Origin of the sequence: Nocardioides sp. Bht2, assembly GCF_047308515.1 — a bacterium.
Taxonomy (GTDB): domain Bacteria; phylum Actinomycetota; class Actinomycetes; order Propionibacteriales; family Nocardioidaceae; genus Nocardioides.
The window spans coordinates 45,313-70,883 of sequence record NZ_JBLBWI010000021.1 but is presented as its reverse complement, the minus strand read 5'-3'; the positions used below and the strand labels follow the sequence as shown (position 1 = coordinate 70,883).

26 protein-coding genes are annotated in these 25,571 nt (G+C 68.4%); 11 read left to right on the top strand and 15 right to left on the bottom strand.

Going from position 1 to position 25,571, the window contains the following annotated elements; genetic code table 11:
- Positions 1 to 1,826 precede the first annotated feature (1,826 nt).
- The 3 genes from ACLM5J_RS19165 to glnA form a co-directional block, all read right to left on the bottom strand.
- Positions 1,827 to 2,069, bottom strand: a complete 243-nt coding sequence (locus ACLM5J_RS19165) for a hypothetical protein (protein ID WP_413658270.1) — start codon at positions 2,067 to 2,069, stop codon at positions 1,827 to 1,829.
- A gap of 562 nt (positions 2,070 to 2,631) precedes the next feature.
- Complete coding sequence (locus ACLM5J_RS19160) at positions 2,632 to 2,865, bottom strand: DUF4192 family protein (RefSeq protein ID WP_413658267.1); 234 nt, start codon at positions 2,863 to 2,865, stop codon at positions 2,632 to 2,634.
- 126 nt (positions 2,866 to 2,991) lie between these two features.
- Positions 2,992 to 4,410 (bottom strand): type I glutamate--ammonia ligase, encoded by a 1,419-nt coding sequence (glnA, locus tag ACLM5J_RS19155; RefSeq protein WP_413658266.1) that lies wholly within the window; start codon positions 4,408 to 4,410, stop codon positions 2,992 to 2,994.
- A 238-nt stretch (positions 4,411 to 4,648) separates the two neighbouring features.
- Between glnA and ACLM5J_RS19150 the strand changes: the two genes are divergently transcribed.
- Together ACLM5J_RS19150 and ACLM5J_RS19145 are read left to right on the top strand one after the other, a co-directional pair.
- Positions 4,649 to 5,041 (top strand): RDD family protein, encoded by a 393-nt coding sequence (locus ACLM5J_RS19150; RefSeq protein WP_413658265.1) that lies wholly within the window; start codon positions 4,649 to 4,651, stop codon positions 5,039 to 5,041.
- Between the two features lie 46 nt (positions 5,042 to 5,087).
- Positions 5,088 to 5,960, top strand: coding sequence for an LppX_LprAFG lipoprotein (locus tag ACLM5J_RS19145; protein ID WP_413658264.1), 873 nt, complete (start codon positions 5,088 to 5,090; stop codon positions 5,958 to 5,960).
- 95 nt (positions 5,961 to 6,055) lie between these two features.
- Here ACLM5J_RS19145 and ACLM5J_RS19140 read toward each other — a convergent pair whose 3' ends face one another.
- The 5 genes from ACLM5J_RS19140 to lipB form a co-directional block, all read right to left on the bottom strand.
- On the bottom strand, positions 6,056 to 6,754 hold the full coding sequence (locus ACLM5J_RS19140; RefSeq protein ID WP_413658263.1) for a DUF4191 domain-containing protein: 699 nt from the start codon (positions 6,752 to 6,754) through the stop codon (positions 6,056 to 6,058).
- Positions 6,755 to 6,807: 53 nt separating this feature from the next.
- Positions 6,808 to 7,716: a lipoyl synthase gene (gene lipA, locus ACLM5J_RS19135; RefSeq protein WP_413658269.1), complete on the bottom strand. Its 909-nt coding sequence runs from the start codon at positions 7,714 to 7,716 to the stop codon at positions 6,808 to 6,810.
- Between the two features lie 155 nt (positions 7,717 to 7,871).
- Positions 7,872 to 8,864 (bottom strand): ABC transporter permease subunit, encoded by a 993-nt coding sequence (locus ACLM5J_RS19130; RefSeq protein ID WP_413658262.1) that lies wholly within the window; start codon positions 8,862 to 8,864, stop codon positions 7,872 to 7,874.
- Complete coding sequence (locus tag ACLM5J_RS19125; RefSeq protein WP_413658261.1) at positions 8,864 to 9,808, bottom strand: ABC transporter ATP-binding protein; 945 nt, start codon at positions 9,806 to 9,808, stop codon at positions 8,864 to 8,866. The genes ACLM5J_RS19130 and ACLM5J_RS19125 overlap by 1 nt, the downstream gene beginning before the upstream one ends.
- Positions 9,809 to 9,923: 115 nt before the next feature.
- Positions 9,924 to 10,649 (bottom strand): lipoyl(octanoyl) transferase LipB, encoded by a 726-nt coding sequence (lipB, locus tag ACLM5J_RS19120; protein ID WP_413658268.1) that lies wholly within the window; start codon positions 10,647 to 10,649, stop codon positions 9,924 to 9,926.
- 75 nt (positions 10,650 to 10,724) lie between these two features.
- On the opposite strand from lipB, the gene ACLM5J_RS19115 reads away from it, so the two are divergent.
- Positions 10,725 to 11,345: a hypothetical protein gene (locus tag ACLM5J_RS19115; protein ID WP_413658260.1), complete on the top strand. Its 621-nt coding sequence runs from the start codon at positions 10,725 to 10,727 to the stop codon at positions 11,343 to 11,345.
- Here ACLM5J_RS19115 and ACLM5J_RS19110 read toward each other — a convergent pair.
- Genes ACLM5J_RS19110 through lpdA form a run of 3 tightly spaced genes read right to left on the bottom strand, consistent with a single transcriptional unit; the run spans position 11,332 to position 15,463 of the window.
- Positions 11,332 to 12,213: a TIGR01777 family oxidoreductase gene (locus tag ACLM5J_RS19110; RefSeq protein WP_413658259.1), complete on the bottom strand. Its 882-nt coding sequence runs from the start codon at positions 12,211 to 12,213 to the stop codon at positions 11,332 to 11,334. The genes ACLM5J_RS19115 and ACLM5J_RS19110 overlap by 14 nt on opposite strands.
- 10 nt (positions 12,214 to 12,223) lie before the next feature.
- Positions 12,224 to 14,011 carry a 2-oxoglutarate dehydrogenase, E2 component, dihydrolipoamide succinyltransferase gene (sucB, locus tag ACLM5J_RS19105; RefSeq protein WP_413658258.1) on the bottom strand — a complete coding sequence of 596 codons (1,788 nt, stop codon included), beginning with the start codon at positions 14,009 to 14,011 and terminating at the stop codon, positions 12,224 to 12,226.
- A gap of 42 nt (positions 14,012 to 14,053) precedes the next feature.
- Positions 14,054 to 15,463 carry a dihydrolipoyl dehydrogenase gene (lpdA, locus tag ACLM5J_RS19100; protein WP_413658257.1) on the bottom strand — a complete coding sequence of 470 codons (1,410 nt, stop codon included), beginning with the start codon at positions 15,461 to 15,463 and terminating at the stop codon, positions 14,054 to 14,056.
- 73 nt (positions 15,464 to 15,536) lie between these two features.
- On the opposite strand from lpdA, the gene ACLM5J_RS19095 reads away from it, so the two are divergent.
- Positions 15,537 to 15,896, top strand: a complete 360-nt coding sequence (locus ACLM5J_RS19095; protein ID WP_413658256.1) for a hypothetical protein — start codon at positions 15,537 to 15,539, stop codon at positions 15,894 to 15,896.
- A gap of 99 nt (positions 15,897 to 15,995) precedes the next feature.
- On the opposite strand, the gene ACLM5J_RS19090 is transcribed toward ACLM5J_RS19095, so the two are convergent.
- Positions 15,996 to 17,507, bottom strand: coding sequence for a leucyl aminopeptidase (locus tag ACLM5J_RS19090; RefSeq protein WP_413658255.1), 1,512 nt, complete (start codon positions 17,505 to 17,507; stop codon positions 15,996 to 15,998).
- Between the two features lie 95 nt (positions 17,508 to 17,602).
- Here ACLM5J_RS19090 and gcvT point away from each other — a divergent pair, with 95 nt between their 5' ends.
- Positions 17,603 to 18,718, top strand: a complete 1,116-nt coding sequence (gene gcvT / locus ACLM5J_RS19085) for a glycine cleavage system aminomethyltransferase GcvT (protein WP_413658254.1) — start codon at positions 17,603 to 17,605, stop codon at positions 18,716 to 18,718.
- 131 nt (positions 18,719 to 18,849) lie between these two features.
- Here the strand turns inward: gcvT and ACLM5J_RS19080 are convergent, their stop codons facing one another.
- Both ACLM5J_RS19080 and ACLM5J_RS19075 read right to left on the bottom strand, forming a co-directional pair.
- Entirely contained in the window at positions 18,850 to 19,671 is an 822-nt protein-coding gene (locus tag ACLM5J_RS19080; protein ID WP_413658253.1) for an adenosylcobinamide-GDP ribazoletransferase, read from the bottom strand.
- Positions 19,668 to 21,038, bottom strand: a complete 1,371-nt coding sequence (locus ACLM5J_RS19075; RefSeq protein ID WP_413658252.1) for a bifunctional adenosylcobinamide kinase/adenosylcobinamide-phosphate guanylyltransferase — start codon at positions 21,036 to 21,038, stop codon at positions 19,668 to 19,670. Before ACLM5J_RS19075 ends, ACLM5J_RS19080 begins: the two co-directional genes overlap by 4 nt.
- A gap of 61 nt (positions 21,039 to 21,099) precedes the next feature.
- Between ACLM5J_RS19075 and ACLM5J_RS19070 the strand changes: the two genes are divergently transcribed.
- Positions 21,100 to 21,366, top strand: coding sequence for a hypothetical protein (locus ACLM5J_RS19070; protein WP_413658251.1), 267 nt, complete (start codon positions 21,100 to 21,102; stop codon positions 21,364 to 21,366).
- Positions 21,367 to 21,401: 35 nt separating this feature from the next.
- On the opposite strand, the gene ACLM5J_RS19065 is transcribed toward ACLM5J_RS19070, so the two are convergent.
- Entirely contained in the window at positions 21,402 to 22,055 is a 654-nt protein-coding gene (locus tag ACLM5J_RS19065) for a M50 family metallopeptidase (protein WP_413658250.1), read from the bottom strand.
- Between the two features lie 46 nt (positions 22,056 to 22,101).
- Here ACLM5J_RS19065 and ACLM5J_RS19060 point away from each other — a divergent pair, with 46 nt between their 5' ends.
- From ACLM5J_RS19060 to ACLM5J_RS19040, 5 genes are all read left to right on the top strand, one after another.
- The gene (locus tag ACLM5J_RS19060) at positions 22,102 to 22,914 is read left to right on the top strand and encodes a thymidylate synthase (RefSeq protein WP_413658249.1); all 813 of its coding nucleotides are present in this window, start codon (positions 22,102 to 22,104) and stop codon (positions 22,912 to 22,914) included.
- Complete coding sequence (locus ACLM5J_RS19055; protein WP_413658248.1) at positions 22,911 to 23,384, top strand: dihydrofolate reductase; 474 nt, start codon at positions 22,911 to 22,913, stop codon at positions 23,382 to 23,384. The genes ACLM5J_RS19060 and ACLM5J_RS19055 overlap by 4 nt, the downstream gene beginning before the upstream one ends.
- Positions 23,369 to 23,731, top strand: a complete 363-nt coding sequence (locus ACLM5J_RS19050) for a GntR family transcriptional regulator (RefSeq protein WP_413658247.1) — start codon at positions 23,369 to 23,371, stop codon at positions 23,729 to 23,731. Before ACLM5J_RS19055 ends, ACLM5J_RS19050 begins: the two co-directional genes overlap by 16 nt.
- Positions 23,732 to 23,757: 26 nt before the next feature.
- On the top strand, positions 23,758 to 24,144 hold the full coding sequence (locus ACLM5J_RS19045; RefSeq protein WP_413658246.1) for an NUDIX hydrolase: 387 nt from the start codon (positions 23,758 to 23,760) through the stop codon (positions 24,142 to 24,144).
- Between the two features lie 165 nt (positions 24,145 to 24,309).
- Positions 24,310 to 25,557, top strand: a complete 1,248-nt coding sequence (locus ACLM5J_RS19040) for an asparaginase (RefSeq protein WP_413658245.1) — start codon at positions 24,310 to 24,312, stop codon at positions 25,555 to 25,557.
- Positions 25,558 to 25,571 lie beyond the last annotated feature (14 nt).

Genomic DNA, 25,571 nt, shown 5'->3' with positions numbered 1-25,571 from the left:
CTTGTGAGGTGGAATCCCCACAGGTCAGGTGTCAACCAAACTCGGGGCAGACCCATAGTCGTATCGCCGGCTATGTTGCGACCCTTCAGATGCGCCTGATCCGGCCTCTCGCAGATGGCAGGTACGACTTCATAACGAGGATCGAGGAGCACGACGATCCCCTCGGTGCGTACCTGAAGGCCCTGATGGGAGTGGACCCGACCGGAGGCGACCCCGCGAGGCCGGCACGAATCCCCAGTCCCAAAGCGCGACGCACGGTTCCGGGCCGTCCGTCACGATCTTCGACCTCAGCCTCATTGCCAACGACGTGTTGGAGAACGTGACGGCGCTGCTCGGCCGCATCCTCTTTGATTTCGCAGTGCGTAGCCAGCCTCGCGCCGAGCATCCACTTCTCCTAGTGCTCGAAGAGCACACAGGTTCATTCCTGCGCCAAGAACCTGGGGGCGGATCTGGACGGTCCGCCCCGGTCTTCGAGCGGATCGCCAAGGAGGGGCGCAAGTTCAGGCTATCCCTACTTCTCGCGAGCCAGTGACCGAGCGAACTCAGCGAGACCGTCGTAGCTCAGTGCGGCACTGTCATAGCCCACCGCCTCACCCATGAGGCCGACCAAAGCTTGCTCCGGCACGCGACGGCGCTCAGTTCCCGGGCGCTTCTTGACCAGTTGCCGAGTCTCGCTCAGCAGCACGCTCTCGTTACTGGCGTCAGCACCGGGGTCCCCATTGCTGTTCGGGTCCGCGACGTCGAGAATCCACCGAAGAGCGACGACCCGAATTTCATCAGTACCTGGGCCGATGCCGACAAGTTGGCGGACCTACCCGACCACATCGACCGGGTGGTCAAGGAATGGCAAGGCGACCTTCCATGAGCCTCGATGCCTGACGACAAAACGGATGAAGCTTCGATACCCCGGGGTGTGTCGAATCTATGGGACCGACCTGCCCACCCGGGCGAAGCGATCTACGTACGCTCCACCAAGACTGTTCGCTGCGTGTAGTGTCCAGTGCTGGCCTCGGCAGACCCCGAGGGTCATGCGGCCGCAGCGGCGACCGCGCCCGTCGTAGATATCGAAGACGGCGGCTTCGCGGGATCGTCCGCTCGGCGTGAGTACGAGAGGCGAAGGACGAGGGGCGTCTGCGCCTGAAGTGGAGAAAGCTCGGTGGCGTCGCAGTTGCGTTGTCTGAGGAGAAGCTGAGCACGAAGGCGTGGGCCACGGGAGCGGTCGGCGAGGAGCGCCTGGGCGCCCGGCTCGATTCTCTTGTTTCGGAGTCCAGCGCTGTCCTGCATGACCGACGTTCCCTGGCACGAAGGCGAACATCGATCACATCGCCATTACACGTGCAGGCGTCTGGGCTATCGACGCCAAGCGATACAAGGGCAGACCGTCTCTGAAGATCGAACGTGGCATCCTGCGGTCCCGTGTCGAGAAGGTGCTGGTTCGGCGCTGGGACTGCACTAAACTGGTCGATGGTGTGCTGAAGCAGGTCACCTCGTTCGCGACGTCGTCGGTGATTTCCCTGTCACCGGCGTGCTCTGCTTCGCGGAGGCGGACTGGCCGCTCATTGGCGGTTCCTTCACCTCCGGGGGCGTTCATGCGCTCTGGCCGAAGCGCCTCGCGAAGTTGCTTGCTGAGGAAGCGGGGGACCTTGATGTGCTGGCAACCCGCGAAGCGTTGGCGTCGCGATTCAAGCCTGCTTCAACTCGATGGACTGACCGTACACAAGGTCGACACGCGGCTGTGGGCGCCGCGAGCGTCTGTGGCTGCTCAGTGTGCGAGCGAGCAGGCGCTCAAGGCGGCCGATCGGGTAGATGATCTTCACGGAATCGCCTCACAGTTCGTGTGCGCGACGAGCGGGGCTGAGATGCATACTCGGGATCCGAGCAGGAGCGGCGGCAAGGTCCACATCGTGCCCCGGCATGGATTTCGCGGCTTCCCATTCTCGTGGGTGCATCCCGCTCCTGATGGCCGCAGCGACGAGGTTCGCGAGGGCATAGGGCTTCCCGTCGGGTACTTGGTCGAGTGCGCACCAAGCCATGGCACCGTCCCCGGTGAGCCAGCTTCCGACGGCCAGCAGAGATGCGGGGCCGTGCGCACCTCATCGGGGGCGCGCTTGGTCATGTCGGTCCACATCGCGACGTGGGAGACGGCGTTGCCTCGGTTCATGTCGAGCCAGTGCTGGTCGCGGATCGGGATGGCTTCGATGGCCATGATCCTGGCGGTGTCGCGTCGTCCAGGCGCACACCGTCGCGTTGGAACTGCTGCACACGACTCACCGCCCAGCGCCCCTCGGTGTGGACGGTGCTCGCAGTGGTGTTGGCTCGGGTCTCGTCCGGCAATGCGGTCACGGGCTCCCGGTCACCGACGAGTGGCTGGGCGAGGGAGTCGCAGGTGGGTGCTGGTTGGGGTCGGCCGGCGAGGACGGTCATGGTGGCCACGCGCTCACGGGCGTCGTCGGTCTGGAGTCCCCTGTCGCCGGTAACGAGGTCGGCCCAGCGGATTTCGTCTGCCCACAGCGGGAGGTGGGTGTCGATGCTGATGGTGTCGAGTTGCTCGGCGAACTCGCGGCCGACGCGGTCAGCCTGCTCCCGGTCGGCCGTGAAGCAGACGATGCCAACGGCAGCACCGGGCCGCGCCTAGCGAGACATCCCATCGCGGATCGAGCGCCACGCCAGCTCTTCGGCTCGTGGCGTGGTCGGGAGGTCAATGCTGGCGGCGGGGAGGTCGGAGCGGATCGGGATGAAGACGATCGACTCTTGTGGCTTGACGCCAAGCATGTGCGGGATGGCCGCAATCAGCTCGTCGGGGGAGTGGATGGAGAGGCTCTTGGTCCCTAGGTGCGCCGACCCTCGCGAGGTGGTTGAAACCAAACTTGGGGTGCACTGGGTACGCGCGACAACGGAAAATAGCGTCTGACGCTGCGAGACGTTGAAAGACGTTTCCGCAGGTCAGGCGCGATTTTCGACGACTAACGCAAGAGAGTGAAAACCCTTGGATCAGATGTCGTAGTACAGCTCGAACTCATGCGGGTGCGGGCGCAGCTGCACCGGGGCGATCTCATGCTCGCGCTTGTAGGAGATCCAGGTCTCGATCAGGTCGGGGGTGAAGACGTCGCCGACGGTGAGGTAGTCGTGGTCGGCCTCCAGGGCCTCCAGGACGGCGTCGAGTGAGGTGGGCACCTGGTCGATGTCGGCCATCTCCTCCGGCGGGAGCTCGTAGATGTCCTTGTCGATCGGGGCGGCGGGTTCGATCTTGTTCTTGATGCCGTCGACGCCGGCCAGCATGAGGGCGGCGAACGCCAGGTACGGGTTGGCGGACGGGTCGGGGAAGCGGGCTTCGACGCGCTTGGCCTTCGGGTTCGCGCCGGTCAGCGGGATCCGGATCGACGCCGAACGGTTGCGCGAGGAGTAGACCAGCGAGATCGGCGCTTCGTAGCCGGGCACCAGCCGGTGGAACGAGTTCACCGTCGGGTTGGTGAAGGCCAGCAGGCTCGGTGCGTGCTTGAGGATGCCGCCGATGTACCACCGTGCCAGGTCCGACAGCCCGCCGTAGCCGGCCTCGTCGTAGAACAGCGGGTCGCCGCCCTTCCACAACGAGGAGTGCACGTGCATCCCAGAACCGTTGTCGCCGAAGATCGGCTTCGGCATGAAGGTGACCGACTTGCCGGCCTCCCACGCGGTGTTCTTGATGATGTACTTGAACTTCATCACGTCGTCCGCGGCCTTGAGCAGGGTGTCGAAGCGGTAGTTGATCTCCGCCTGACCCGCCGTGCCGACCTCGTGGTGGGCCCGCTCGACCAGCAGCCCGGACGCCTCGAGGTTCTTCACCATCACGTCGCGCAGGTCGGTGTAGTGGTCGTAGGGAGCGACCGGGAAGTACCCACCCTTGAGGCGGGTCTTGTAGCCCAGGTTGTCGCCCTCCTTGCCCGAATTCCACCAGCCCTCGACCGAATCGATGTGGTAGTAGCTCTCGTTGACACCGGTCGAGTAACGGACCTGGTCGAAGATGTAGAACTCGGCCTCGGGAGCGAAGAACGCGGTGTCGGCGATCCCGGTCGAATCCAGGTACGCCAGTGCCTTGCGCGCGATGTTGCGTGGATCGCGACTGTAGGCCTCGCCGGTGATCGGATCGTGGATGAAGAAATTGATGATCAGCGTCTTCGCCTCGCGGAACGGGTCCAAGTAGGCGGTGGTGACATCGGGGAACAGCGACATGTCGGACTCGTTGATCGCCTGGAAACCGCGGATCGACGAGCCGTCGAAGCTCAAGCCGTCCTCGAAGACCGACTGATCGAACGACGAGACCGGCACCGTGAAGTGCTGCATGATCCCGGGCAGGTCGCAGAAACGGACGTCGATCATCTCGACGCTCTCATCCTTGATGAACTTGAACAGCTCGTCGCTGTTGGCGAACATTCGTCCTCCTAAGCCGCGTCGGGCCGTTCCCGGCTCCGACCGCAATCAGTGCGGATCGAGACTCCCGGTGCGGCATGCACCAGGCCTGCCCTGAACCTAGACAGCAGCAGTTTCTCGACCGTATCCGCTCGGTTTCGGTCGTGTAACACGTTACCGACCTACCGGACGCCGGTGCGCTGGGTCACGTTGGCCCGCCCACGCCCGCTCCGACGACCGAGCGCCGGATAGGCTGCTGGGCGTGGAACAGACTGCCTCGTGGGCCCAGCGCGTCCTGGCCCTGCTCATCGACTGGATCGCCTCGACCCTGGTGGTCATCGCCTTCCTCGGCGTCGACGGGTGGAGCGAGAACCCGATGGCGGAGTTCTACGTCCTCGGCGTCTTCGTCCTCGAATCCGCGCTCTTCACCGCGTTGACCGGCGCCTCCTTCGGCAAGCTGATCTGCCGCCTCCGCGTCGTCAACGTCGACGGGTCGGGCCGCCCGGTCAACCTGCTGCACTGCCTGATCCGCCAGGTGATGGTCGCGCTGGTGATCCCGCCGCTGGTCTTCCGGCCCGACGGTCGTGGCCTGCACGACATGGTCGCGAAGTCGGCCACCGCCACGCTGAGCAGCCTGCAGGCTCGCCGCAAATAGCCGAATCCGGGTTTGAGCTGCCCACCCGTTGGTTATGTTGACGGGCATGCGTATCAAGCAAACCCGCCGCCGCCTTGCCGCCGCTGCGATCACTCCGGTGGTCGTGCTGGCGCTGGCCGCGTGCAACGGCGATGACGACGACTCCTCCGGCAGCAAGAAGGAGTCCACCTCCCAGACGTCGAGCCAGGAGCCGAGCACGGCGGCAAGCACCGACGCCACGCCCAGCACGGCGACTGAGGAGAGCGACCCGACGCCGGCCCAGTCCGGCGACCTCGAGCCCAAGGAGTTCACCGACCTGGTCGCGGCTGGCCTGGAGAAGTCCACCAGCGCGAAGTTCACCATGAAGATGACCGCCCAGGGCATGACCATCGACGCCACCGGCGCTCTGGACTACTCCCAGAAGCAGCCCGCCACCCAGATGAAGATGAAGATGGGTCAGATGGGCGACATGGAAGCGATCATGGTCGACGACGCCATGTACATGAAGCTTCCTGCCGCAGGCGGCGCCGGCGCCGGCAAGTGGATGAAGATGTCGCTCAAGGACGCCCTCGGTGGCGCCGCCGGTGGCAACCTCGGCGCGCTCGACATGCGTAAGTCCCTGCAGGCCTTCACCCAGGGCGTGAAGTCGGTGACCAACAAGGGCTCGGAGTCGATCAACGGCGTCGACACCACCCACTACCTGGTGGTCGCCAACGTCGAGGCGCTCAACAACATGCTGGGCACCGGTGACACCGCTCAGCTGCCGAAGACGATGACCTACGACGTCTGGCTCGACGGCGACGGCCGCTTCACCAAGATGAACGCCGACCTCAAGGGCGCCGGCACGATGGAGATGAACCTGACCGACTGGGGCACCCCGGTCTCGATCAAGGCTCCGCCGGCCAACCAGGTCACGGAGATGCCGGCCACCGGCCGCTGACCTGCGCGGTCCAGGCAACGCAACAGCACACAACGCAACGAGGCGATGGGATCGAATCCCATCGCCTCGTTGCGTTGTCTGGTGAGAGCGTGTGCTCAGCGGCCGCGCAGGTTGCCGCGCTGACCCTTCATGCTGGTCGGCACCGGGCCCTTCGGCAGCGGTACTGCGGACCGGTTGGCGTCGAGCGCCTTGAGCCGGAAGAGGACGTCGGTAAGGGCCGGACCCTTGAGCCCCTTGCCGAGCTTGGTGACGTGCTTGACCAGCTTCGGCAGCGGGACCTCGCCCTCGCCGTTGCCGCAGACGACCTCGTGGATCGGGGTGTCGGCGACGACCCGCTCGTGCTTGCGACGCTCGGTGAGCAGCAGGCCCTTGATCCGGTTCGGGTTGCCCTCGGCGACCAGGACGATGCCGGGCGGGCCGATCACCCGGTGCACGACGTCCTGCTGCTTGGTGACGGCGATCGCGGAGTCGACCTTCCAACCCCGACGCAACATGCTGAGCGCAGCCGCGGCGGCACCACGCTGGCCGTCCATCTGCCGGTAGGCGGCGTTCTGGGCACGCCGTCCGAAGATGATCATCATCAGCAGGAAGCCGATCAGCAGTCCACCGAGAACGGGGAAGAGCCAGATCGGGCCGGGCAGGAAGGAGAAGAGCGCGAAACCGATCGCGGCACCGACGATGAAGGCGCCGAGCATCCAGAGGCTCAGCAGACGGTCGGTCTTCTTCGCCATCCGGTAGGTCTGCATCAACTGCTGACGGCGGTTCAACTGCTCAGTTGGGGTCGGAGTCGACATCACTGCTCTTTCAACAAAGGATCTTCAACGTGGGGGTGCGGTGCGAACGCGGCTCACGCCTCGGTGAGGGTGCGGCGCTCCAAGGCCTGACGGTACAGGCGTCCGGCGCGGTAGGAGGACCGAACGAGCGGGCCGGACAGGACGCCGGCGAAGCCGATCTCCTCGGCCTCGGCGGCGAGCTCGACGAACTCCTCGGGCTTCACCCAACGCTCCACCGGGTGGTGGCGCAATGAGGGCCGCAGGTACTGGGTGACGGTGATCAGTTCGCAGCCGGCGTCGTGGAGGTCGCGGAGTGCCTGGGAGACCTCGTCGCGGGTCTCGCCCATGCCGAGGATCAGGTTGGACTTGGTGACCAGGCCGAACTTGCGGGCCTGGGTGATCACGTCGAGGGAGCGCTCGTAGCGGAACGCGGGCCGGATCCGCTTGAAGATCCGGGGAACCGTCTCGACGTTGTGGGCGAGCACCTCGGGCCGGGACTCGAAGACCTCGGCGAGCAGGTCGGGTTCGCCGTTGAAGTCGGGGACCAGGTTCTCGACGCCGGTGTCGGGGTTGAGTTCGTGGATCGCACGGACCGTCTCGGCGTAGAGCCAGGCGCCGCCGTCGGGGAGGTCGTCGCGGGCGACGCCGGTGATGGTGGCGTAGCGCAGCTGCATCTTCTGCACGGACTCGGCGACCCGGCGCGGCTCGTCGCGGTCCAGGGGCTGCGGCTTGCCGGTGTCGATCTGGCAGAAGTCGCAGCGCCGGGTGCACTGGTCGCCGCCGATCAGGAAGGTCGCCTCGCGGTCTTCCCAACATTCGAAGATGTTGGGACAGCCGGCTTCCTGGCAGACCGTGTGCAGTCCTTCGGACTTCACCAGGTTCTGCAGGGACTTGTATTCAGGCCCCATCTTGGCCCGGGTCTTGATCCACTCGGGCTTGCGTTCGATGGGGGTCTGCGCGTTGCGAACCTCCAGCCGCAACAACTTGCGGCCTTCCGCGTTGGGTGCTGCGGGGGAGGTAGCTTGCGAGCTGGGCTGCTGGGTCTGCGGCGCTTGCGTCACGGCGCCCACTCTACGCCGCTGGCGGTGATCGACCTCAATCCGCCAGCGGCGCGAGATGGACGCCGGGTCGCCGTCGATCAGGGGACGTCGCGGCGCCGGAACGCGGTCAACGAGGCGCCGACCGCGGCGAGCACCAGGGCGCCGAGGAAGAGAGTGCCGCGCAGCATCGAGATGGTGCGCTCAGAGCCGTTGCAGCCGGCGTCGTAACAGTCGGTGGGGTAGAAGTCATAGGTGAACCCGTCCTGCAGGAAGGCGAGCGCATGCATCGTCGGTTGCCACTGGATCGGGTCGTCGATCGGCATCAGACCGATGATCAGCGAGCTCAGTCCGGTGATCACCACCACGACACCCAGCGTGGCCACCGTGCTCCGGAAGAGCATGGTGAGCGCATAGCCGGCCACCGCGCCAGCAGCGGCAAGGATCGCGGTGCGGCCGGCGAGCCCGGCAACGTCGCGCCATAGGCCCGCCGGGGTGCTGAGGTCGCGCCACGCAGCTCCGGCACCGAGCAGCGCCCAGTACAGGGCCATCCCGACCAGGCTCAACACGGCACCGCCGACGGCGACGGCGATCGCCTTCGCCCACCAGATCCGGCGCCGTCGTGGCTCGAAGAGGAGTTGGTTGCTCATCGACCCGGACGCCCAGTCGGCACCGACGAAGGTGGTGCCGATCAGGACGGCGGCGATGACCAGGATCGCTGCGATGGCGCTACCGGACTCGTCGATCTGTGCTTTCAGGTCCAGCGCCGGCCGGTAGATCCAGTCCCGCCAGTCCATGGTCTGGTCCGGGGAGTACCCGGTCCACTCCTGACAACGCTGGGCGAGGTCATCGCCCGGGGCCTGGTCGAAGTCCTCGGGATGGGAGACGCACCGTTCGTAGTTGTCGCGCCACATCGCTGCCGATTGCTCGGCCTCCTGCTTGGCGTCGGCGATGTCGGCGTCGCTGATCGGTCGGGTCTCCCACAACACCGCGGAGGCGATCAGCAACGGCGCCACGATCGCGACCAGGAACATGACGATGGCGGCGCGTCGCCAACGCAGGCGGGTCAGTTCCACCTGGATCAGGTTCTTCATCAGGCGGCCGCCGTTCCCGTGCTGGTACCTACGCCGAGGGCATCGGCACCGGTCAGTTGGAGGAAGACCGACTCCAGGTCGCGGCGGACCGGGGTCAACTCCTGCAGGTGGATCCCGGCCCCCGCGAGCGCGCGGGTGATCTCGGCGGAGTCCGCCTCGGTCTCGACGACCAGCGCGTCGTCGTCGATGCGGGCGGTCAGGCCGGCGTCGCCGAGGACGGCCTGTGCGACGGCCAGATCGGGGGCGACCACTCGCCAGGTGGGGACGCCGGCGATCAGGTCGGTGACGTTGCCCGAAGCCAGCATCCGGCCGTTGCCGATGATGGTCACCGAGTCACAGACCTGCTGGACCTCGGCCAGGATGTGCGAGCTCAGCAGCACGGTGACGCCGGAGGCGCCGAGTTCGCGGATCGTCTCGCGGATCTCGTGGATACCGGCCGGGTCGAGGCCGTTGGTCGGCTCGTCGAGGATCAGGAGGTCGGGCTTCTTCAACAGCGTCGCAGCGATCGCCAGGCGCTGCTTCATGCCGAGCGAGTAGCCGCGGAAGTGCTCCTTGTCGCGGCCTGTCAACGAGACCTGGGCCAGCGCCTCGTCGACCCGGCTGTCGGGCTCACCGATGGATCGCGAGAGCAGCAACAGATTCTGGCGACCCGAGAAGTTCGGTGCGAACTTGGGGGACTCCACCACCGCGCCGATCCGGCCGATCACCTCGGGGAGGCGTTCCGGCACCGGGGTACCGAAGAGCCGCATCTCGCCCGACGTTGCACTGGCCAGTCCGAGCAGCATCCTGATGGTGGTGGTCTTCCCGGAGCCGTTCGGCCCCAGGAAGCCGTGCACCCCGCCCGCCGGGACTGCGAGATCGAGACCTCCGACCGCTACTCGTGTCTGCCCGCGACTCTTGAATGTCTTCCGCAGGCCGTGGGTCTCGATGACCAACTCGCTCAACGTTGCGCCCCTTCGCTCATGGCTGTTCCGGAGATCTTTGCAGTCTCCTCACCTCTGACGCGGTGGGACGCGCCAAAGGTTCGGCCGAGTCAGCGAATCGGAGCGGAACGTCCGGTCAGCGCTGGGCGGACGGCGCGATCAGGCTGATCCGTGGCGGCTCGGGGCGCGGCTCGTAGTCCGGCGTGGCCTGGTAGTCGTTCCAGGCGAGAAGGTCGGCAAGGTGGGTGCGGACCGAAGGCAGGACCTCCTCGACGCCGACCCGACGGCCGACCTCGGCCGAGAGAGTGGTGACGCCGGCGTCGGCGATCCCGCACGGCACGAACCGGTCGTACCAGGCCAGGTCGACGTCGCAGTTCAGGGAGAAGCCGTGCATGGTGACGCCGCGGCTGACCCGGATCCCGATCGCGGCGATCTTCCGCTCCGGGCCGCGGGAATCGGCCTGCAACCAGACACCGCTGCGACCCGGAACCCGAGCGGTGGCGACGCCGAAATCGGCGCAGACCGCGATCAGGGCTTCCTCGACGCGGCGCACGTAATCGACCACCTTGACGGCGTCGGGCAGCTTCACGATCGGATAGCCGACGAGCTGTCCGGGACCGTGGAAGGTGATCTTCCCGCCGCGGTCGACGTCGATCACCTGCGCGCCGCCCGGGTCGGCGGGCCGCTCGTGCGGGTCGGTGCGCTTGCCGGCGGTGTAGACCGGCGGGTGTTCCAGAAGCAGAACCACCGGGTCGGAACCGTCGACGACCTGGGCGTGCACCCCACGCTGGAGCTCCCAGGCGGCGAGGTAGTCGATGGCCTCTTCGCCGAGACCGGCGTTGCGGAATTCAAGGGTCACGATCTGGACTTTACGCCTGCACAGAAAGGCTGTGGACGGCCGGATGCGGGTCGTGCGGATCTACTCCACAGTAGGTCGATGACGACGCGACGGATGACGATTCTCGGGGTGGCCATAGGCCTGGTTCTCGGGGTGGCGGTGGTACTCATCGCACTGGTCGGGGAGCCTCAGCGCCGCACCGACGGCGGGGGAGCGGCGGACCGTTCCGCACCGGCCCTGCGTCACGTTGAGCAGCCGCCAGGACCGGCGGCCGCTGCCCCACCCACAACGCCTGCTCCACCTTCGGTGATCCGCGGGCGCGAGGCGATGGCGCTGCGGCTCTTCGCCGCCTGGAGCCGACGGCGCAGCGCGGCTTGGGCCTCGGACGAGATCACCGAGCTCCGTGCGCTCTACGCCTCGGCTGTGGCGGCTCGCGCCGACGTGCGGCTGTGGTCCGACTACCGCCAGCGGGGTCTCTCGGTGGTGGGGATGACCAGCCAGGTGGTGGCTATCCGGGTCCATGCCCGCGCGGACCGGCGGCTGGTGATCGTCGTCGACGAACGGAGTGCCGGTGGGGTCGTCGTCGGTCCCGACAACCGTGAGGTGGCCTTGCCGCGCGACCAGGTGGATCGTCGTCGCGTGGTCCTGGTGCGCCGCGACGGGCAGCTCTGGCGGGTGGCCCGGGTCGACGCGGTCGGGGCGAGGGTCAGGAGCCGCTGAGACCGGCCGCGATGACGTCGCGCGCGTCGGTGTCCTGGAAGCGGTAGCCGGCCTCCAGCAGAGCGGCGGGGACGGCCCGGAGCGAACCGAGCACCTCGGGCGCCATCGCGCCCGCGGCCACCTTGATCACCGGAGCCGGAACCGCGAGGAACGCCGGACGGTGGACCGCGTCGGCCAGGGCACGGGTGAACTCGCCGTTGGTCGGCGTCACCGGGCAGCAGAGGTTGATCGGACCGCTGACGTCATGGGCCAACGCGAAGCTGACGCCGCCGACCCAGTCCCGCAACGAGATCATCGGGAAGTACTGACGTCCGGAGCCGAGCCGGGTGCTGAGGCCGAGCCGGGCAAGCTGGCGCAGCGGACCCAGTGGCGGTGCGCCGGCGTCCATCACCGGGGCCGTGCGCAGCACGCAGACCCGGGCTCCGGCGTCACTTGCGGCCACCGTTGCGGCCTGCCATTGGCGAGTGACCTGGGTGAGGAGCGCGTCGCCGCGCGAGTCGCTGCTCTCGCTGACCTCGTCGGTCCCGTGGTCGCCGTAGAAGGAGATGCCGTTGCCCGCCAGGAAAGCCGGCGGGGTGGGCGCCTGGGCGATCGCTTCGGCAAGGACCGCGGTCGTGGTGACCCGGCTGTTCCGGAGCTCGGTGGCCCACTTCTTCGAGTGCGGGTTGCCGGCGGTGGGCGACCCCGCCAGGTTGACCACCGCGTCGGCGTCGGCGATCAACCCGAAGTCGACGAAGCCGGCGTAGGGATCCCAACGGGACTCACCTGCGCCGGCTTCACGACGCACCAGGCGGGTGACCTGGTGCCCTTGTTCGGTCAGGTGACGGCAGAGCGAACGGCCCAGAAGACCGCTCGCGCCTGCCGCCACCACTCGCATCTCAGACCTCGAAGACGCCGGCCTCGAGGCGACCCTTGACGTCCTGCAGGAACCGAGCGGCGTCGGCGCCGTCGATGATCCGGTGGTCGTAGGTCAGCGAGAGGTAGACCATCTGGCGGACCGCGATCGTCTCGCCCAGGTTCGCGTCGTCGATCACCACGGCGCGCTTCACCACGGTGCCGGTGCCGAGGATCGCGACCTGCGGCTGGTTGATGATCGGGGTGTCGAAGAGCGCACCCACGCTGCCGGTGTTGGTCAGCGTGAAGGTACCGCCGGAGAGCTCGTCCGGGGTGACCTTGTTGTTGCGGGTGCGGTCCGCGATGTCGGCGATCTTGCGGGCCAGACCGGCCACGTTGAGGTCACCGGCGTTGTGGATCACGGGGCTGAGCAGACCGCGCTCGGTGTCGACGGCGATCGCCAGGTGCTCGGCGTCGAAGTAGGTGATCTCGCCGGCCTCGACGTCAGCCTGTGCGTTCAAGGCGGGGTGCTGCTTGAGCGCGTCGATCGTGGCCTTGGCGAAGAACGGGAAGTACGAGAGCTTGACGCCCTCGCGTGCTGCGAAGTCCTTCTTCACCTCGTCGCGCAGGCGACCGATGTTGGTGACGTCGACCTCGACCACCTGGGTCAGCTGGGCGGAGGTCTGCAGCGACTCGATCATCCGCTTGGCGATCACCTTGCGCAGGCGGCTCATCTTCTCGGTCTTGCCACGCAGCGGCGACGGGGTGACGGGGGCGGCGGCCTTGGCGGCAGCAGCCGGTGCGGCGGCGGGAGCCTCGGCCGACTTCGCGGCGTCGAGAACGTCCTGCTTACGGATCCGGCCACCAACGCCGGAACCCTCGACGGTGCTCAGGTCGACACCGTGCTGCGAGGCGAGCTTGCGGACCAGTGGGGTCACGTAGCCGGCCTCACCGCTGACGGCGGCAGCGGCTGCGGCAGGAGCCGACGCCGGGGCGGGTGCGGCAGCGGGGGCCGGGGCTGCAGCGGGGGCCGGAGCGGGTGCGGCCGCGGGAGCGGGCGCTGCTGCCGGAGCCGGGGCTGCAGCCGGAGCGGCAGCCGGCGCCGGTGCGGCGGGCGCAGCAGGTGCTGCGGGAGCGGCCGGGGCCTCCTGGGCGGGCGCTGCCGGAGCTGCGGGTGCGGCCGGAGCGGCGGAGCCGTCACCGATCACGGCGAGCTCGGCACCGACCTCGACGGTCTCGTCCTCGGCGACCTTGATCTCCAGCAGCTTGCCGGCGACCGGCGACGGGATCTCGGTGTCGACCTTGTCGGTGGAGACCTCGAGCAGCGGCTCGTCGACGGCGACGTCGTCACCGACCTGCTTGAGCCAACGGGTCACGGTGCCCTCGGTCACCGACTCACCCAGTTCGGGCAGGGTCACCGAGGTACCGGAGGCAGCGCCACCGGAAGCAGCGGGCGCAGCCGGAGCGGCGGGGGCCTCAGCAGCGGCGGGCGCGGCCGGGGCCTCGGGGGCAGCCGGAGCAGCCGGGGCCTCAGCGGCGGGCGCGGGCTCCTCGGCGGGCGCCTCGGTCGCAGCAGCGGGGGCACCACCCTCGCCGGCGTCACCGATCACCGCGAGGACAGCGCCGACCTCGACGGTGTCGTCTTCAGCGGCGCGAATCTCCAGCAGGGTGCCGGCGATGGGAGAAGGGATCTCGGTGTCGACCTTGTCGGTCGAGACCTCCAGCAGCGGCTCGTCGACGGCGACGGTATCGCCGACCTGCTTGAGCCACCGGGTGACGGTGCCTTCAGTAACGGATTCGCCGAGTTCGGGGAGGGTGACTTCGCTGGCCATGGGTGTCCTTTTGGGCTCGTGGTCTAACAAGTGCAAGGTCTATCAGGAGTGTGCGTGCAGCGGCTTACCGGCTAGGGCCAGGTGGGCTTCGCCGAGAGCTTCGTTCTGGGTGGGGTGTGCGTGGATCAGCGGTGCCACGTCTTCGGCGTGCGCTTCCCAGTTGTAGATCAGCTGGGCTTCCCCGATCAGTTCGCCGACCCGGGCACCGACGAGGTGAACGCCGACTACCGGGCCGTCCTTGCGGCGAACAAGCTTCACGAAACCCTGGGTCTTCAGGATCTGAGACTTGCCGTTGCCGCCGAGGTCATAGGTGAGCGCCTCCACCTGATCGCCGCCCCAACGCTCTTCGGCATCGGCCTGGGAGAGGCCGACCGAGGCGATCTCGGGGTCGCTGTAGGTGACGCGCGGAATGCCGGACTCGTCGATCGGCTGCGGGGCCAACCCGGCGATCTGTTCGGCCACGAAGATGCCCTGGGCGAAGCCGCGGTGGGCGAGCTGCAGGCCGGGCACGATGTCGCCGACGGCGAAGACGCCCGGCACGTTGGTCCGGCAGTGGTCGTCGGCGAGCACGAAGCCGCGCTCCATCGCGACCCCCGCTTCGGCGTAACCCAGGCCGTCGGTGCTCGGCCCACGGCCGACCGCGACGAGCAGCAGCTCCGCCTCCAGACGCTGACCGCCGGCGGTGACGGCGACGCCGGTCTCGGTCCGCTCGACCGACTCGAAACGGGTGTTGGTTAGTGCCTTGATCTTGCGCTTGCGGAACGCCCGCTCCAGTGCCTTGGAGCTGGCTTCGTCCTCAGCGGGGACCAACCGGGGGAGTGCTTCGACGATGGTGACCTCGGCGCCGAAGGAGTTCCAGACGCTGGCGAACTCGGCGCCGATCACGCCGCCGCCGAGAACGATGACCGAGGCCGGGACCCGGTCCAGGGTGAGGGCGTGTTCGCTGGTCAGGACGCGTTCGCCGTCGACCTCGAGGCCGGGCAGCGAACGGGAGTAGGAGCCCGATGCCAGGACGACGTTGCGTCCGTGGAGCGTGGTGCCGTCGACCTCGACCGTGGTGGGGGAGGTGAGCCGGCCGGTGCCGTTGACGACGGTGATCCCGCGTGAGTTCACCAGACCGGTGAGGCCCTTGTAGAGCCGCGAGACGACGCCGTCCTTGTAGCTGTTGACGCCTGCCATGTCGATGCCCTCGAGGCTCGCCCGGACACCGAACTGGGCGGCGTGGCGCGCCGAGTCGGCGACCTCGGCGGCATGGAGCAACGCCTTGGTCGGCACGCAGCCCACGTGCAGACAGGTACCGCCGAGCTTGTCCCGCTCGACCAGCGCGACGGTGAGCCCGAGTTGGGCCGCACGCAACGCACAGGCATATCCACCTGAGCCAGCGCCGAGGACGACTACGTCGAATACCTCGGGGTCGGACTGGCTCTCCGCAACCGCCGCTACATCGGACACGATGCCCATCTTTGCACCATCGAGGGAGAACGTGGGGCAGGGGGCGCTGGCATGGATGAGTCAGACTGTGCACATGGGACTGTTTGATCGCTTCCGGCGCACCGGCATGCGCCGCCCGTCAGGAGACGCCGCGCGCACCGGTTCGACGACCGTGCGCGCGTCAGATGCTGCTGACGAACAGCACTTGCACAACTTCGTGACGACGCGCCGCGGGGTCGAGGGTTTCGTCGAGCCGCGCACCGCCGTCAGCGACGTGACGCTGCTGCTGGTGGCCCACGACGGCGAGTGGACCCGACGCCGGGTCCCGTCGGTGCAGTGGGCGCACAACTTCGCCAACAAGCATCAGGTCCCGTCCTACGACGCCGCCGTCGTGGGTATCCCGCAGCGGATGCGGGACTGGAACAAGCGGCAGAAGGAAGGCCGCAACCCCTGACCCCGACGGCGCACCAATAGCTGCCGAGGGCGCACCAATAGCCAGCGAGGGCGCACAAATGGGCAATCTCGATTGCTATTCGTGCGCCCTCGGCGGGGGTTACTGGGCTGCGTGGGCGCGGACGAACTCCAGGAGAGTGGTCAGTCCGAATCCGGTGCCACCGCTCGGCTGGTGGCCGTACGGTCCGCCGGTGTTGAACGCCGGCCCGGCGATGTCGAGGTGGCCCCACGGCACGCCGTCGGTGAACTCACGCAGGAACGCCGCCGCGTAGAGGCCGCCGCCCCAACGGACCCAGTCGTGCTGGGCGAGGTCGGCGACCTTGCTGCTGTGTACCCGCTCGTACATCTCCTCGGGGATCGGCATCGGCCACAGACCCTCGCCGGCCGTCTCCGAAGCACTCTTCAGGGCCGCGACGACCTCGTCGCTGCCGAGCACACCGGCCAGCTTGTCGCCCAGGGCGACCACCATCGCGCCGGTCAGGGTGGCGATGTCGACGATGGCGTCCGGCTTCTCGTTCGCCGCCATCACCAGCGCGTCGGCCAGGATCAGGCGGCCTTCGGCGTCGGTGTTGGAGACCTCGACGGTGGTGCCGCCGTGGATGCTGAGCACGTCGCCGGGACGCATCGCGTGGCCCGAGACCATGTTCTCGGCCATCGGTGCCCATGCGGTCAGCTTCACCGGCAACCCGAGCTTCGCGACCAGGAAGAGCGTGTTGATCACGGTGGCCGCACCGGCCATGTCCTCCTTCATCGTGGTCATCGAGCCGGCCGGCTTGATCGTGTATCCGCCGGTGTCGTAGGTGATCCCTTTACCGACCAGGGCGAGGTGCGTGGTGGCGCCCTCCGGCGACCAGGTCAGCTTCACCAGGCGCGGCGGAGTGGTGGAGCCGCCACCGACACCGAGGATGCCGCCACAGCCGTCGGCGGCCAACCTCTCCTCGTCCCAGATCTCCAAGCCGATCGAGGGGGCGCCCTTGCCCTTGGTGAGCTCGGCGTGGGCCTCGCGGACGGCGTCCGCGAACGACGGCGGGTTGAGCTCGTTGGCCGGCAGGTTGACCCAGCGACGGGTGCTGTTGACCGCGTCGGCGACCAGTTCGGCGGCAGCGAAGGCGTCGATCGCCTCGTTCTGGCGGGCGATCGAGCTGAGCACGACGACCTCGGCGACACCCGGCGTCGACGGCGCGGAGTCGCGCTTGAACTCGGTGAAGGTGTAGGCACCCAACCGGGCGCCTTCGGCGACAGCGCGCAGCAGCTCCGGGGTCTGGGCGGGAAGGGCGATCGCGAGTGAGGCGGCGTTGCTGACCACGCGCACCGCGGCACCCGCCGCGCGGCGGACCACAGCCGGGGTCACGTCGGCCTCGTCGCCGAGTCCGACCAGGATCAACAGCGGGGTGTTGACGGTGTCGTTGGTGGGAACCTTGACCACTTCGCCGACCTTGCCGGCGAAGCCGAGCGAGGAGAGCAGCGGACGCAGCTTGCGTCCGTAGGCGGTACCGATCTCTTCGGCGCCTTGGGCCGGGGCCAAGCCCTTCGCGGTCTTCACGATGCCGACGACGACGGCGTCGGCACGGGTCTTGGCAGGCGATGCATTACGCAGGGTGTAGGACGTCACCCTGTGACTGTAGTCCGGGCGCTGTGCCCAGGTTCATCCGCCGGGTGAGTGGTCGCCGTGCACATCACGCGCCTCTCGTGGGATAAGTTCCCGCCATGAGCGACAACGCATCCTTGTTGACCTCGCCGATCCACGAACGTCACGTGGAGCTCGGGGCCAAGTTCTCGGAGTTCGGTGGATGGTCGATGCCCCTCGAGTACGCCACCGGCGTCGTGAAGGAGCATGCTGCAGTCCGTGAGGGCGTCGGCGTCTTCGACGTCAGCCACCTGGGTAAAGCGGTCGTCAACGGCCCCGGCGCGGCGGAGTTCATCAACTCCACGCTGACCAACGACCTCGGCCGCATCGCGCACGGCCAGGCCCAGTACACGCTCTGCTGTGACGACGAGACCGGCGGCATCGTCGACGATCTGATCGTCTACTTCCACACTGACGACCGCGTCCTGCTGGTGCCGAACGCCGCCAACACCGCCGAGGTGGTCCGCCGGCTCGCCGCCGCGCTGCCCGAGGGCGTGACGATCACCGACCATCACCGCGACTACGCCGTCTTCGCGATCCAGGGCCCGAAGTCCGACGAGACGCTGGCCGCTGTCGGCCTGCCGGTCGGCCATGACTACATGACCTTCGTCGAAGGCACCTTCAACGAGACCGGTGTGGTGGTCTGCCGGACCGGCTACACCGGTGAGCGCGGCTACGAGCTGATCGTCGCCAACGACACCGCGACCGCGTTGTGGGACGCCGTCCTGGCCGCTGGCGCCGAGTTCGGGATCACCCCGTGCGGCCTGGGCGCGCGCGACACCCTGCGTACCGAGATGGGCTACCCCCTGCACGGCCAGGACATCGGTCCCGACACGACGCCGATCGAAGGTCGCGTCGGCTGGGCTGTGGGCTGGAAGAAGCCTGCCTTCTGGGGCCGTGAGGTTCTGCTCGCCGCTAAGGCGGCTGAGGGCCCGAAGCGGAACCTGCGTGGCCTGATCGCCACCGGCCGCGGTATCCCGCGCCCCGGGATGCGGGTGCTGCTGACGCCGGACGTTCCGCTCGGCGAGATCACCTCGGGCACCTTCTCACCGACGCTCCGCAAGGGCATCGGTCTGGCGATCCTCCCGGATTTCGTCGCCGACGGCGCTGAGGTCAGCGTGGACATCCGCGGCCGCCAGGAGGTCTTCACCGTGGTCAAGCCGCCGTTCGTGGACACCTCCGTCCGCAAGTCCTGACCGCCGAGCCGTCAGGCATACGCGCCCAGCCGTCAGGCGTACGCGCCGAGCCGTCAGGCGTACGCGCCGAACGGTCAGCAACACGCGGCCGAACCGGCAGGCTTACGCGCCCAGCCGTCAGCAAACCTGCGTCAGTACGAGGCGATCGCGACCACGACCAGAACCGTCGTCGCGGTCGTCTCGACGACGGCGCCGTAGACATCCCCGGTGACGCCGCCGAACCGCTTGCGCGCAGTGACGGCGATCCAGAGACCGGTCAGCAGACCAGCGCCGGCGCCGAGAGCCAACCGGAGCAGGGTGTCGTTCGAGTCGCCCCCACTCCAACTGTTGCCGAGGTCGCCGTACCCGATGGTCGCTGCGAGCCCGGCAGCGACGAGGCCGGCCGCCACCGCCGTGGCGAGAGCCAACAACGCAGGCGTGACGCTCGCCGCCACCGCGTGACCGAGGCCGTCACGCCGGGCCGGTGGGAAGGCGTTGGTACCGAGCAGCGCGAGCATGAACCGGCTGACGACCAGCGCGGCCAGCAGCGTCGCGGCGGCGAGTTGCGGACCGATCGCAAGCAGTTGCGCGAGCGCGGCGACCTGAAGCAGCAGCGTGAAGAGCAGGGTCGCTACGCCGAACGGTCCGATGTCGGACTGCTTCATGATCGCCAGCGCGGCCTCGCCCGAGCGTCCGGAGCCAAGCCCGTCGGCGGTGTCGGCGAGACCGTCGAGATGCATCGCCCGGGTCAATGCGGCCAGCGCGCCGACGGCCAGCACCGCCACCACGAACGGTGGTGATCCGACGCCGAGGCCGCCGACCAGCCACCACGGCACGATCAACAGTGAGGCCAGTAGAGCGCCGCCGACCGGGGCCAGCGCCAACGACCAACCGGCGACCCGGGGGTCCACCTTCTTCGGCGGTGGCACCGGGATCCGGGTCAGCGTGCCGAGCATCAACCAGAGCGCGTTCACAGACGCTGCACCTTTCCCGCCACGCACCAGCGGACATCCTCGGTGACCGAGGCGATCATGGAGTTGAGCCTGCCCATCTCGTCGCGGAACCGTCGGGAGCCGGACCCGTTCGGGACGACGCCCTGCCCGACCTCATTGCTGACCGCGACGACGCGTCGTGCGGTGGCCGCCCAGGCGGTGGCCAACTCGGCCATCTCGGCTCGGACCGCAGCTTCGCCGCCGGTCGCCCAGGCGCCGTCGTCCCAGCCGTCGTGACGGTCCATGATCCGGGTCAGCCACAGGGTGAGGCAGTCGATCAACAACGGCGGCCCGTCGGCGCTGAGGTGCTGCACCAGGTCGAGGGTCTCGACGGTGGTCCAGTTCGCCGGCCGGCGGCGCTGATGCAGGTCGACCCGCTGCACCCACTCGGCGTCGTCGCCGGGTGGGTAGGAGGTTGCCAGGTAGTGCACCTCGGACCGGTCCGCCAACAGGCGTTCGGCCTCGACAGACTTGCCGGAGCGGGCCCCGCCCAGCACCAGCGTCCGCACCGTCAGCGGCCCGGCCACCGCAACCCCGTCGGGTGCCAGCAGGGTGGCGCCGTCGTCGTGCACCTCCGCGCCCCAGTCCGCCAACCTGCGCGCCAGCTCAGGCGTCGGAGGATTGTGGTGCGAGAGGTGGGTGGCGACGACGCGGGTGCGGTCGGTGATCGCGCCGACGGCCCGGAGCCGACGGAGTTGGTCGGGGAAAGTCGCGAGATCGAGGTGCCGGGTGCCGTGGTCGACCCGATCGCCGAAGCTCTCCTCCAACAGGACCAGATCGAAGTCGGCGTCCCGGGTCGCGTCGAGGGCGGCGTCGGGGAGCGGCCCGGTGTCGGTGGCGTAGAGGATCCGCTCGCCGCGCGGAGTGGTCAGGTCGTAGAGCACGCACTCGGCGGCACCGTCGAGGCCCAGACCGGTGCGGTGGTCGGCTTCGAGGACGCGCACGGTGAAGCCGTCGTACCGCACCGTGTCGCCAGGAGCGACCACCTGGAACGAGACGTCGGCGTCGGGGGCCACCCAGTGCCGGGCGGTCTCGACGACGTCGGCCGGCCCGACGACCAGCAACGGCGCTGCGGTGACCCAGGAGCGGTACATCAGCGTGGCGGGGCTGAAGTGGTCGGTGTGCTGGTGGGTGTGCAGGATCAGCCGGACGTCGGCGAGTGAGATGCCGAGGCGTTCTGCGGCGAGAGGTGTGCTCGGTGCACAGTCGAGCAGCACCTGGCCGTCAACGAGCGCTGCTGCCTGAGCCCGGACCCGGCCCGCACTTCGCTCAGCCGTGCAGGACGCGCAGCTGCAGAACGGGGTGGGCCAACCGTCCGCCGCGCCGGTACCGATCAGCCTCACTGCCATGGCCGCAACCCTAGTGGCGGGTCTCGGACCCGATGGCGTGGCGGTCGCCTAGGCTGAGCGCATGGCTCCCGATCACACGCCGAACTTCGCGGACTCCGCCGACCTCAGCAAGATCAAGCTGCCGTTCCGGTGGGAGATGTTCGACGAGGCCGGTGCGGTCACCCGACCCTCCGCCGAGGAGTTGCTCGACCAGCTCTTCGAGAACCAGGCCGACGCCGAGTCGTGGTTGGGGGAGTACTTCCCCGAGCTGCTCGACGGTGGCGTCGAGTCGGTCTCGCTGCTGGAGAACGACGACCTCGTCTATGGGCCGATGTCACTGCGGGCCTAGCTCGCCAACCGGTGCTGCGGGCGTAGCTCGCGAGTTCAACTCAGCGGGCGCAGCAGCAGGTAGCCGCCGCCCGCCAGCGCGCCGAGGGCGATCGCCGCGAAGAGGGTGACCCAGATGATCGCCGGTACTCGCGTCTGCCGGGCCAGCTGATCGGCGTCCGACCCGTAGTCGCGGTGCCGACGGCGATGCAGTTGGAGCTCCCACACGGTTCGGGGCGCGCCGAGCAGCAGTAGCCAGGCCAGCACCTGGGCGCACCAGCTCTGCCCGTCGCCGTCCAGCCAGCGGGTGGCAGCCGCCAACGCACCGGCCACCAGCACCAGCAGGGCCCAGCCGAAGAGGTTGCGGACGTGCAGCATCAACAGGACGGTGGCGACCAGGGCCGTCCAGAGCACGGCCAACGGCCAGCCTCGGTCGATCAACGCTGCGGCGCCGAGGCCGGTCAGCGCGGGCGCCGGATAGCCAGCAGCTGTCGTCAGGCTCAGTCCAGGGCCGCTGGCCAGGCCGCGGTGGGTGGTCAGGCCGGAGGCGTCGCGGTGCAGGCGGATCGGGCCGAGCCGCCGTCCGGTGAGGACCGCGACCAGAGCATGCCCACCTTCGTGGACGGCGGTCACCACGTGTCGCAGCCGTCGCCAGCTCGGCGTCCAGGCGACGAGCGCCGCCACCAGGACGAGGATGATCGGCGCGCTCACGGCGGCAAGACTGCCACGGACCCGGTGAGCGGATAGGCTGCGGTCCGTGCAGGCCTATCTCGAGCTGGTCCAGAAGATCCTCAGCGACGGTGTCGACAAGAGCGACCGCACCGGCACCGGTACCCGCAGCATCTTCGGGCACCAGATGCGGTTCGACCTGACCGAAGGCTTCCCACTGGTCACCACGAAGAAGATCCACACCCGTTCGGTCTTCGCGGAGCTGCTGTGGTTCCTGCGCGGCGATACGAACGTGAAGTGGCTCCAGGACCGAGGCGTCTCGATCTGGGACGAGTGGGCGGACGCCGACGGCAACCTCGGCCCGGTCTACGGCTACCAGTGGCGCTCCTGGCCGACGCCGGACGGCAGCCACGTCGATCAGATCAAGAAGCTGATCGACGGCATCCGCCGCAACCCCGACTCGCGCCGCCACATCGTCTCGGCCTGGAACGTGGCCGACGTCGACGAGATGGCGCTGCCGCCGTGCCACACCATGTTTCAGTTCTACGTCGCGCCTGCCGACGACGACGGCCCGGCGCGGTTGTCGTGCCAGCTCTATCAGCGCAGCGCTGACGTCTTCCTCGGCGTCCCGTTCAACATCGCCTCCTACGCGTTGCTGACCCACATGGTGGCCCAGGTGACCGGGTTGCGGGTCGGCGAGTTCGTGCACACCTTGGGCGATGCGCACCTGTACTCCAACCACTTCGAGCAGGCCCGGTTGCAACTCACCCGTGAGCCGCGGGCGTTGCCGACGCTCTGGCTCGACGAGTCGGTCACCGAGATCGACGCCTTCGACCTGGAGCATCTCGAGGTCCGCGGCTACGACCCGCACCCGGGGATCAAGGCGCCGATCGCGGTATGAGCATCACCCTGATCGCGGCGTACGCGCGGAACCGGGTGATCGGCGACGGTCTGGTCATCCCGTGGCGCAGCCGCGAGGATTTCGCACACTTCAAGAACACCACGATCGGGCACACCCTGATCATGGGCCGACTCACCTACGACTCGATCGGGCGCCCGTTGCCCGGTCGCCGGACCATCGTGCTGACCCGTGACGCCGACTGGCGGGCCGAGGGCGTCGACGTCGTTCACACGTTGGAGCAGGCGATCGGGCTGGCTGGCGACGCCGAGGTCTTCGTCGCGGGTGGGGCGCAGATCTACGAACTAGCGTTGCCGATCGCCACCCATCAGGTGCTGACCGAGCTACACGACGACGCCGTGGGTGACGTGTTCTACCCGGAGTTCGCGGCCGACGAGTGGGTCGAGACCCGCCGGGAGTCGCACCCCGAACTGGATCCGCCGCTGGACTGGGTGTGGTGGCAGCGGCGATGAGGCTGCGGATCGACCCGACGTCGTCGACGCCACCGTTCGAGCAGGTGAAGGAGCAGATCACCGCAGCGGTCGACGCCGGCAGGCTGGCACCGGGGGAGAAGCTTCCGCCGGTGCGTTCCTTGGCCACCGAGCTGGGCCTGGCCGCGAACACGGTGGCCCGTGCCTACAAGGAGTTGGAGCTCCTCGGCGTGGTGGCGACCCGGGGTCGGGCCGGCACCGTGGTGTTGGGCGCGGGTTCTGCGCGCGCAGCACGCGAGGCCGCTGCTGCGTATGCAGGTGCCGTGCGTGCGCTGGGACTCTCGGCGGCCGAGGCCCACGAGCTCCTGGACAGGGCGCTGGATCAGTGAGCTCGGACATGGCCGAGACTGGAGCCGTGGCCCCTACCATCGTCGTCTCAGCTGTCGCTCTGGTCCGGGACGGCGCGGTGCTCACCGTCCGCAAGCGCGGTACCTCGAAGTTCATGCTGGTCGGCGGCAAGCCGGAGGCCGGCGAGACGCCGCTCGACTGTGCCGTGCGCGAGACGAAGGAAGAGGTAGGCCTCGAACTTCGCGACCTCGAACTGCTCGGCGAGTTCACCTCCGAGGCCGCCAACGAGCCCGGCCACCTCCTGCACTCGACGGTGTTCCGTGCGGAGTTGTCGGGGGAGCCGGCCGCTGCCGCCGAGATCGCCGAGTTGCGCTGGACCGCCCTGGACGGCGCGTACGACGATCTCGCGCCGATGCTCGAGTTCAACGTGCTCCCTTTGTTGCGCTCAATGTGACCTCAGCGCGCGGTTTCGTGCCCAAACCGCGCGCTGAGGTCACATTGAGCACAGACGTAACAAATCTCCGGGCCGCGTTACGTTGTCGAATCGTCGTTGGCGCAACGCGGTGATCTTCGCTTCCTAGGTTCCTTTCATCGGGGAGATCGAGGACCTGGAGGGAAGATGGATGTGAAGAATCCGCGCGCTCAGCTATGGCTGCACAAGGGCCGGACGGCCGTCGCTGCGGCTGCGGTGGGGGCGACCTGTGCGGTGGTGCTCACTCAGACCGGGGGCGAGGGGCCGGGGGCCGATTCGACGGCGTCCGTGCAGATCGAGAGCGTCGGCTATCAGCAGGCGGTCGCCCAGGCGGCGGCTGCGCCGGGCGAGGCCAAGGTGACCGTGGTCGCGACCGGCGGAACCCTTGCCGGTAAGGCGAACGGGCGTGACACGTTCGGCTCCTACCGGGCCGGCACCTACCCGGTCGCTGACATGCTCGACGTACTGCGCCCTGAGTTGGATGCACTCGGCACCGTCGACTCGGTGCAGTTCGGCAACGGTGGTTCCGGCAGCTACACGATCGAGAAGTACCGAGAGCTGACTCTCGCCGTCGAGACCGCTCTGGAGACCGCTGACGGCGTCGTGGTCACCACCGGAACCGACACGATGGAGGAGTTCGCCTACTGGCTCGACCTCACGGTGCAGAGCAAGAAGCCGGTGGTGATCACCGGCGCGATGCGACCGTGGGCGGCAGGCGCGACGGCGTCCGACCAGCCGGTGATCGGCACCGACGGTCCGGCCAACCTCTACAACGCGGTCAAGCTCGCCGCCGGTCAGCAGACCTACTGTTTCGGCACCGTCCTGATGCTCAACGACGAGATCCACACCGCCCGTGAGGTGCGTAAGGGCAACGCGACCCGGATGAACACCTTCGAGACGCCGCTGCTCGGCCCGGCCGGCTGGATCGACCAGGGATCGACGACGCTGCGGCGTGCGCCGGCCCGGGTGAACACTTGCGACACCGACGACTGGTTCACCCCGTTCGACGTCTCCGAGATCGCCCCGAGCGACCTCCCGAAGGTCGAGATCGCCTTTGCCTACCAGGGCGCAAGCGGTGCGGGCATCACCTCCGCGGCAGCGGCCGGCGCCAAGGGGATCGTCACGATGGGCACGGGGACCGGCGGGCTCAGCGGCACCATGGGCGCTGCTCGAACTGCCGCCGTCAACGACGGCGTCTGGTTCGTGACCACCTCGCGCACCGGAACCGGCACGGCCTCCGGCGGGGGCAACGGAATCATCGGCGGCGGTGACCTGCAAGGGCCGAAGGCGCGGCTGCTGTTGTTGCTGTCGCGGGCCTTCACGACCGACTTCAACCAGGCCAAGACCTGGTTCGCCGAGATCGGCAACCCCGACTCCTCCAACCCGGGCGCCTGAGCGGCCCAGCGAGA

Coding starts and splice junctions, on each gene's coding strand:
- glnA (WP_413658266.1), bottom strand. CDS start 4,410: ATGTTCGCCAACAGCGACGAGCTGTTCAAGTTCATCAAGGATGAGAGC.
- ACLM5J_RS19145 (WP_413658264.1), top strand. CDS start 5,088: ATGCGTATCAAGCAAACCCGCCGCCGCCTTGCCGCCGCTGCGATCACT.
- ACLM5J_RS19140 (WP_413658263.1), bottom strand. CDS start 6,754: ATGTCGACTCCGACCCCAACTGAGCAGTTGAACCGCCGTCAGCAGTTG.
- ACLM5J_RS19130 (WP_413658262.1), bottom strand. CDS start 8,864: ATGAAGAACCTGATCCAGGTGGAACTGACCCGCCTGCGTTGGCGACGC.
- ACLM5J_RS19115 (WP_413658260.1), top strand. CDS start 10,725: ATGACGACGCGACGGATGACGATTCTCGGGGTGGCCATAGGCCTGGTT.
- sucB (WP_413658258.1), bottom strand. CDS start 14,011: ATGGCCAGCGAAGTCACCCTCCCCGAACTCGGCGAATCCGTTACTGAA.
- ACLM5J_RS19095 (WP_413658256.1), top strand. CDS start 15,537: ATGGGACTGTTTGATCGCTTCCGGCGCACCGGCATGCGCCGCCCGTCA.
- gcvT (WP_413658254.1), top strand. CDS start 17,603: ATGAGCGACAACGCATCCTTGTTGACCTCGCCGATCCACGAACGTCAC.
- ACLM5J_RS19075 (WP_413658252.1), bottom strand. CDS start 21,038: ATGGCAGTGAGGCTGATCGGTACCGGCGCGGCGGACGGTTGGCCCACC.
- ACLM5J_RS19070 (WP_413658251.1), top strand. CDS start 21,100: ATGGCTCCCGATCACACGCCGAACTTCGCGGACTCCGCCGACCTCAGC.
- ACLM5J_RS19055 (WP_413658248.1), top strand. CDS start 22,911: ATGAGCATCACCCTGATCGCGGCGTACGCGCGGAACCGGGTGATCGGC.
- ACLM5J_RS19040 (WP_413658245.1), top strand. CDS start 24,310: ATGGATGTGAAGAATCCGCGCGCTCAGCTATGGCTGCACAAGGGCCGG.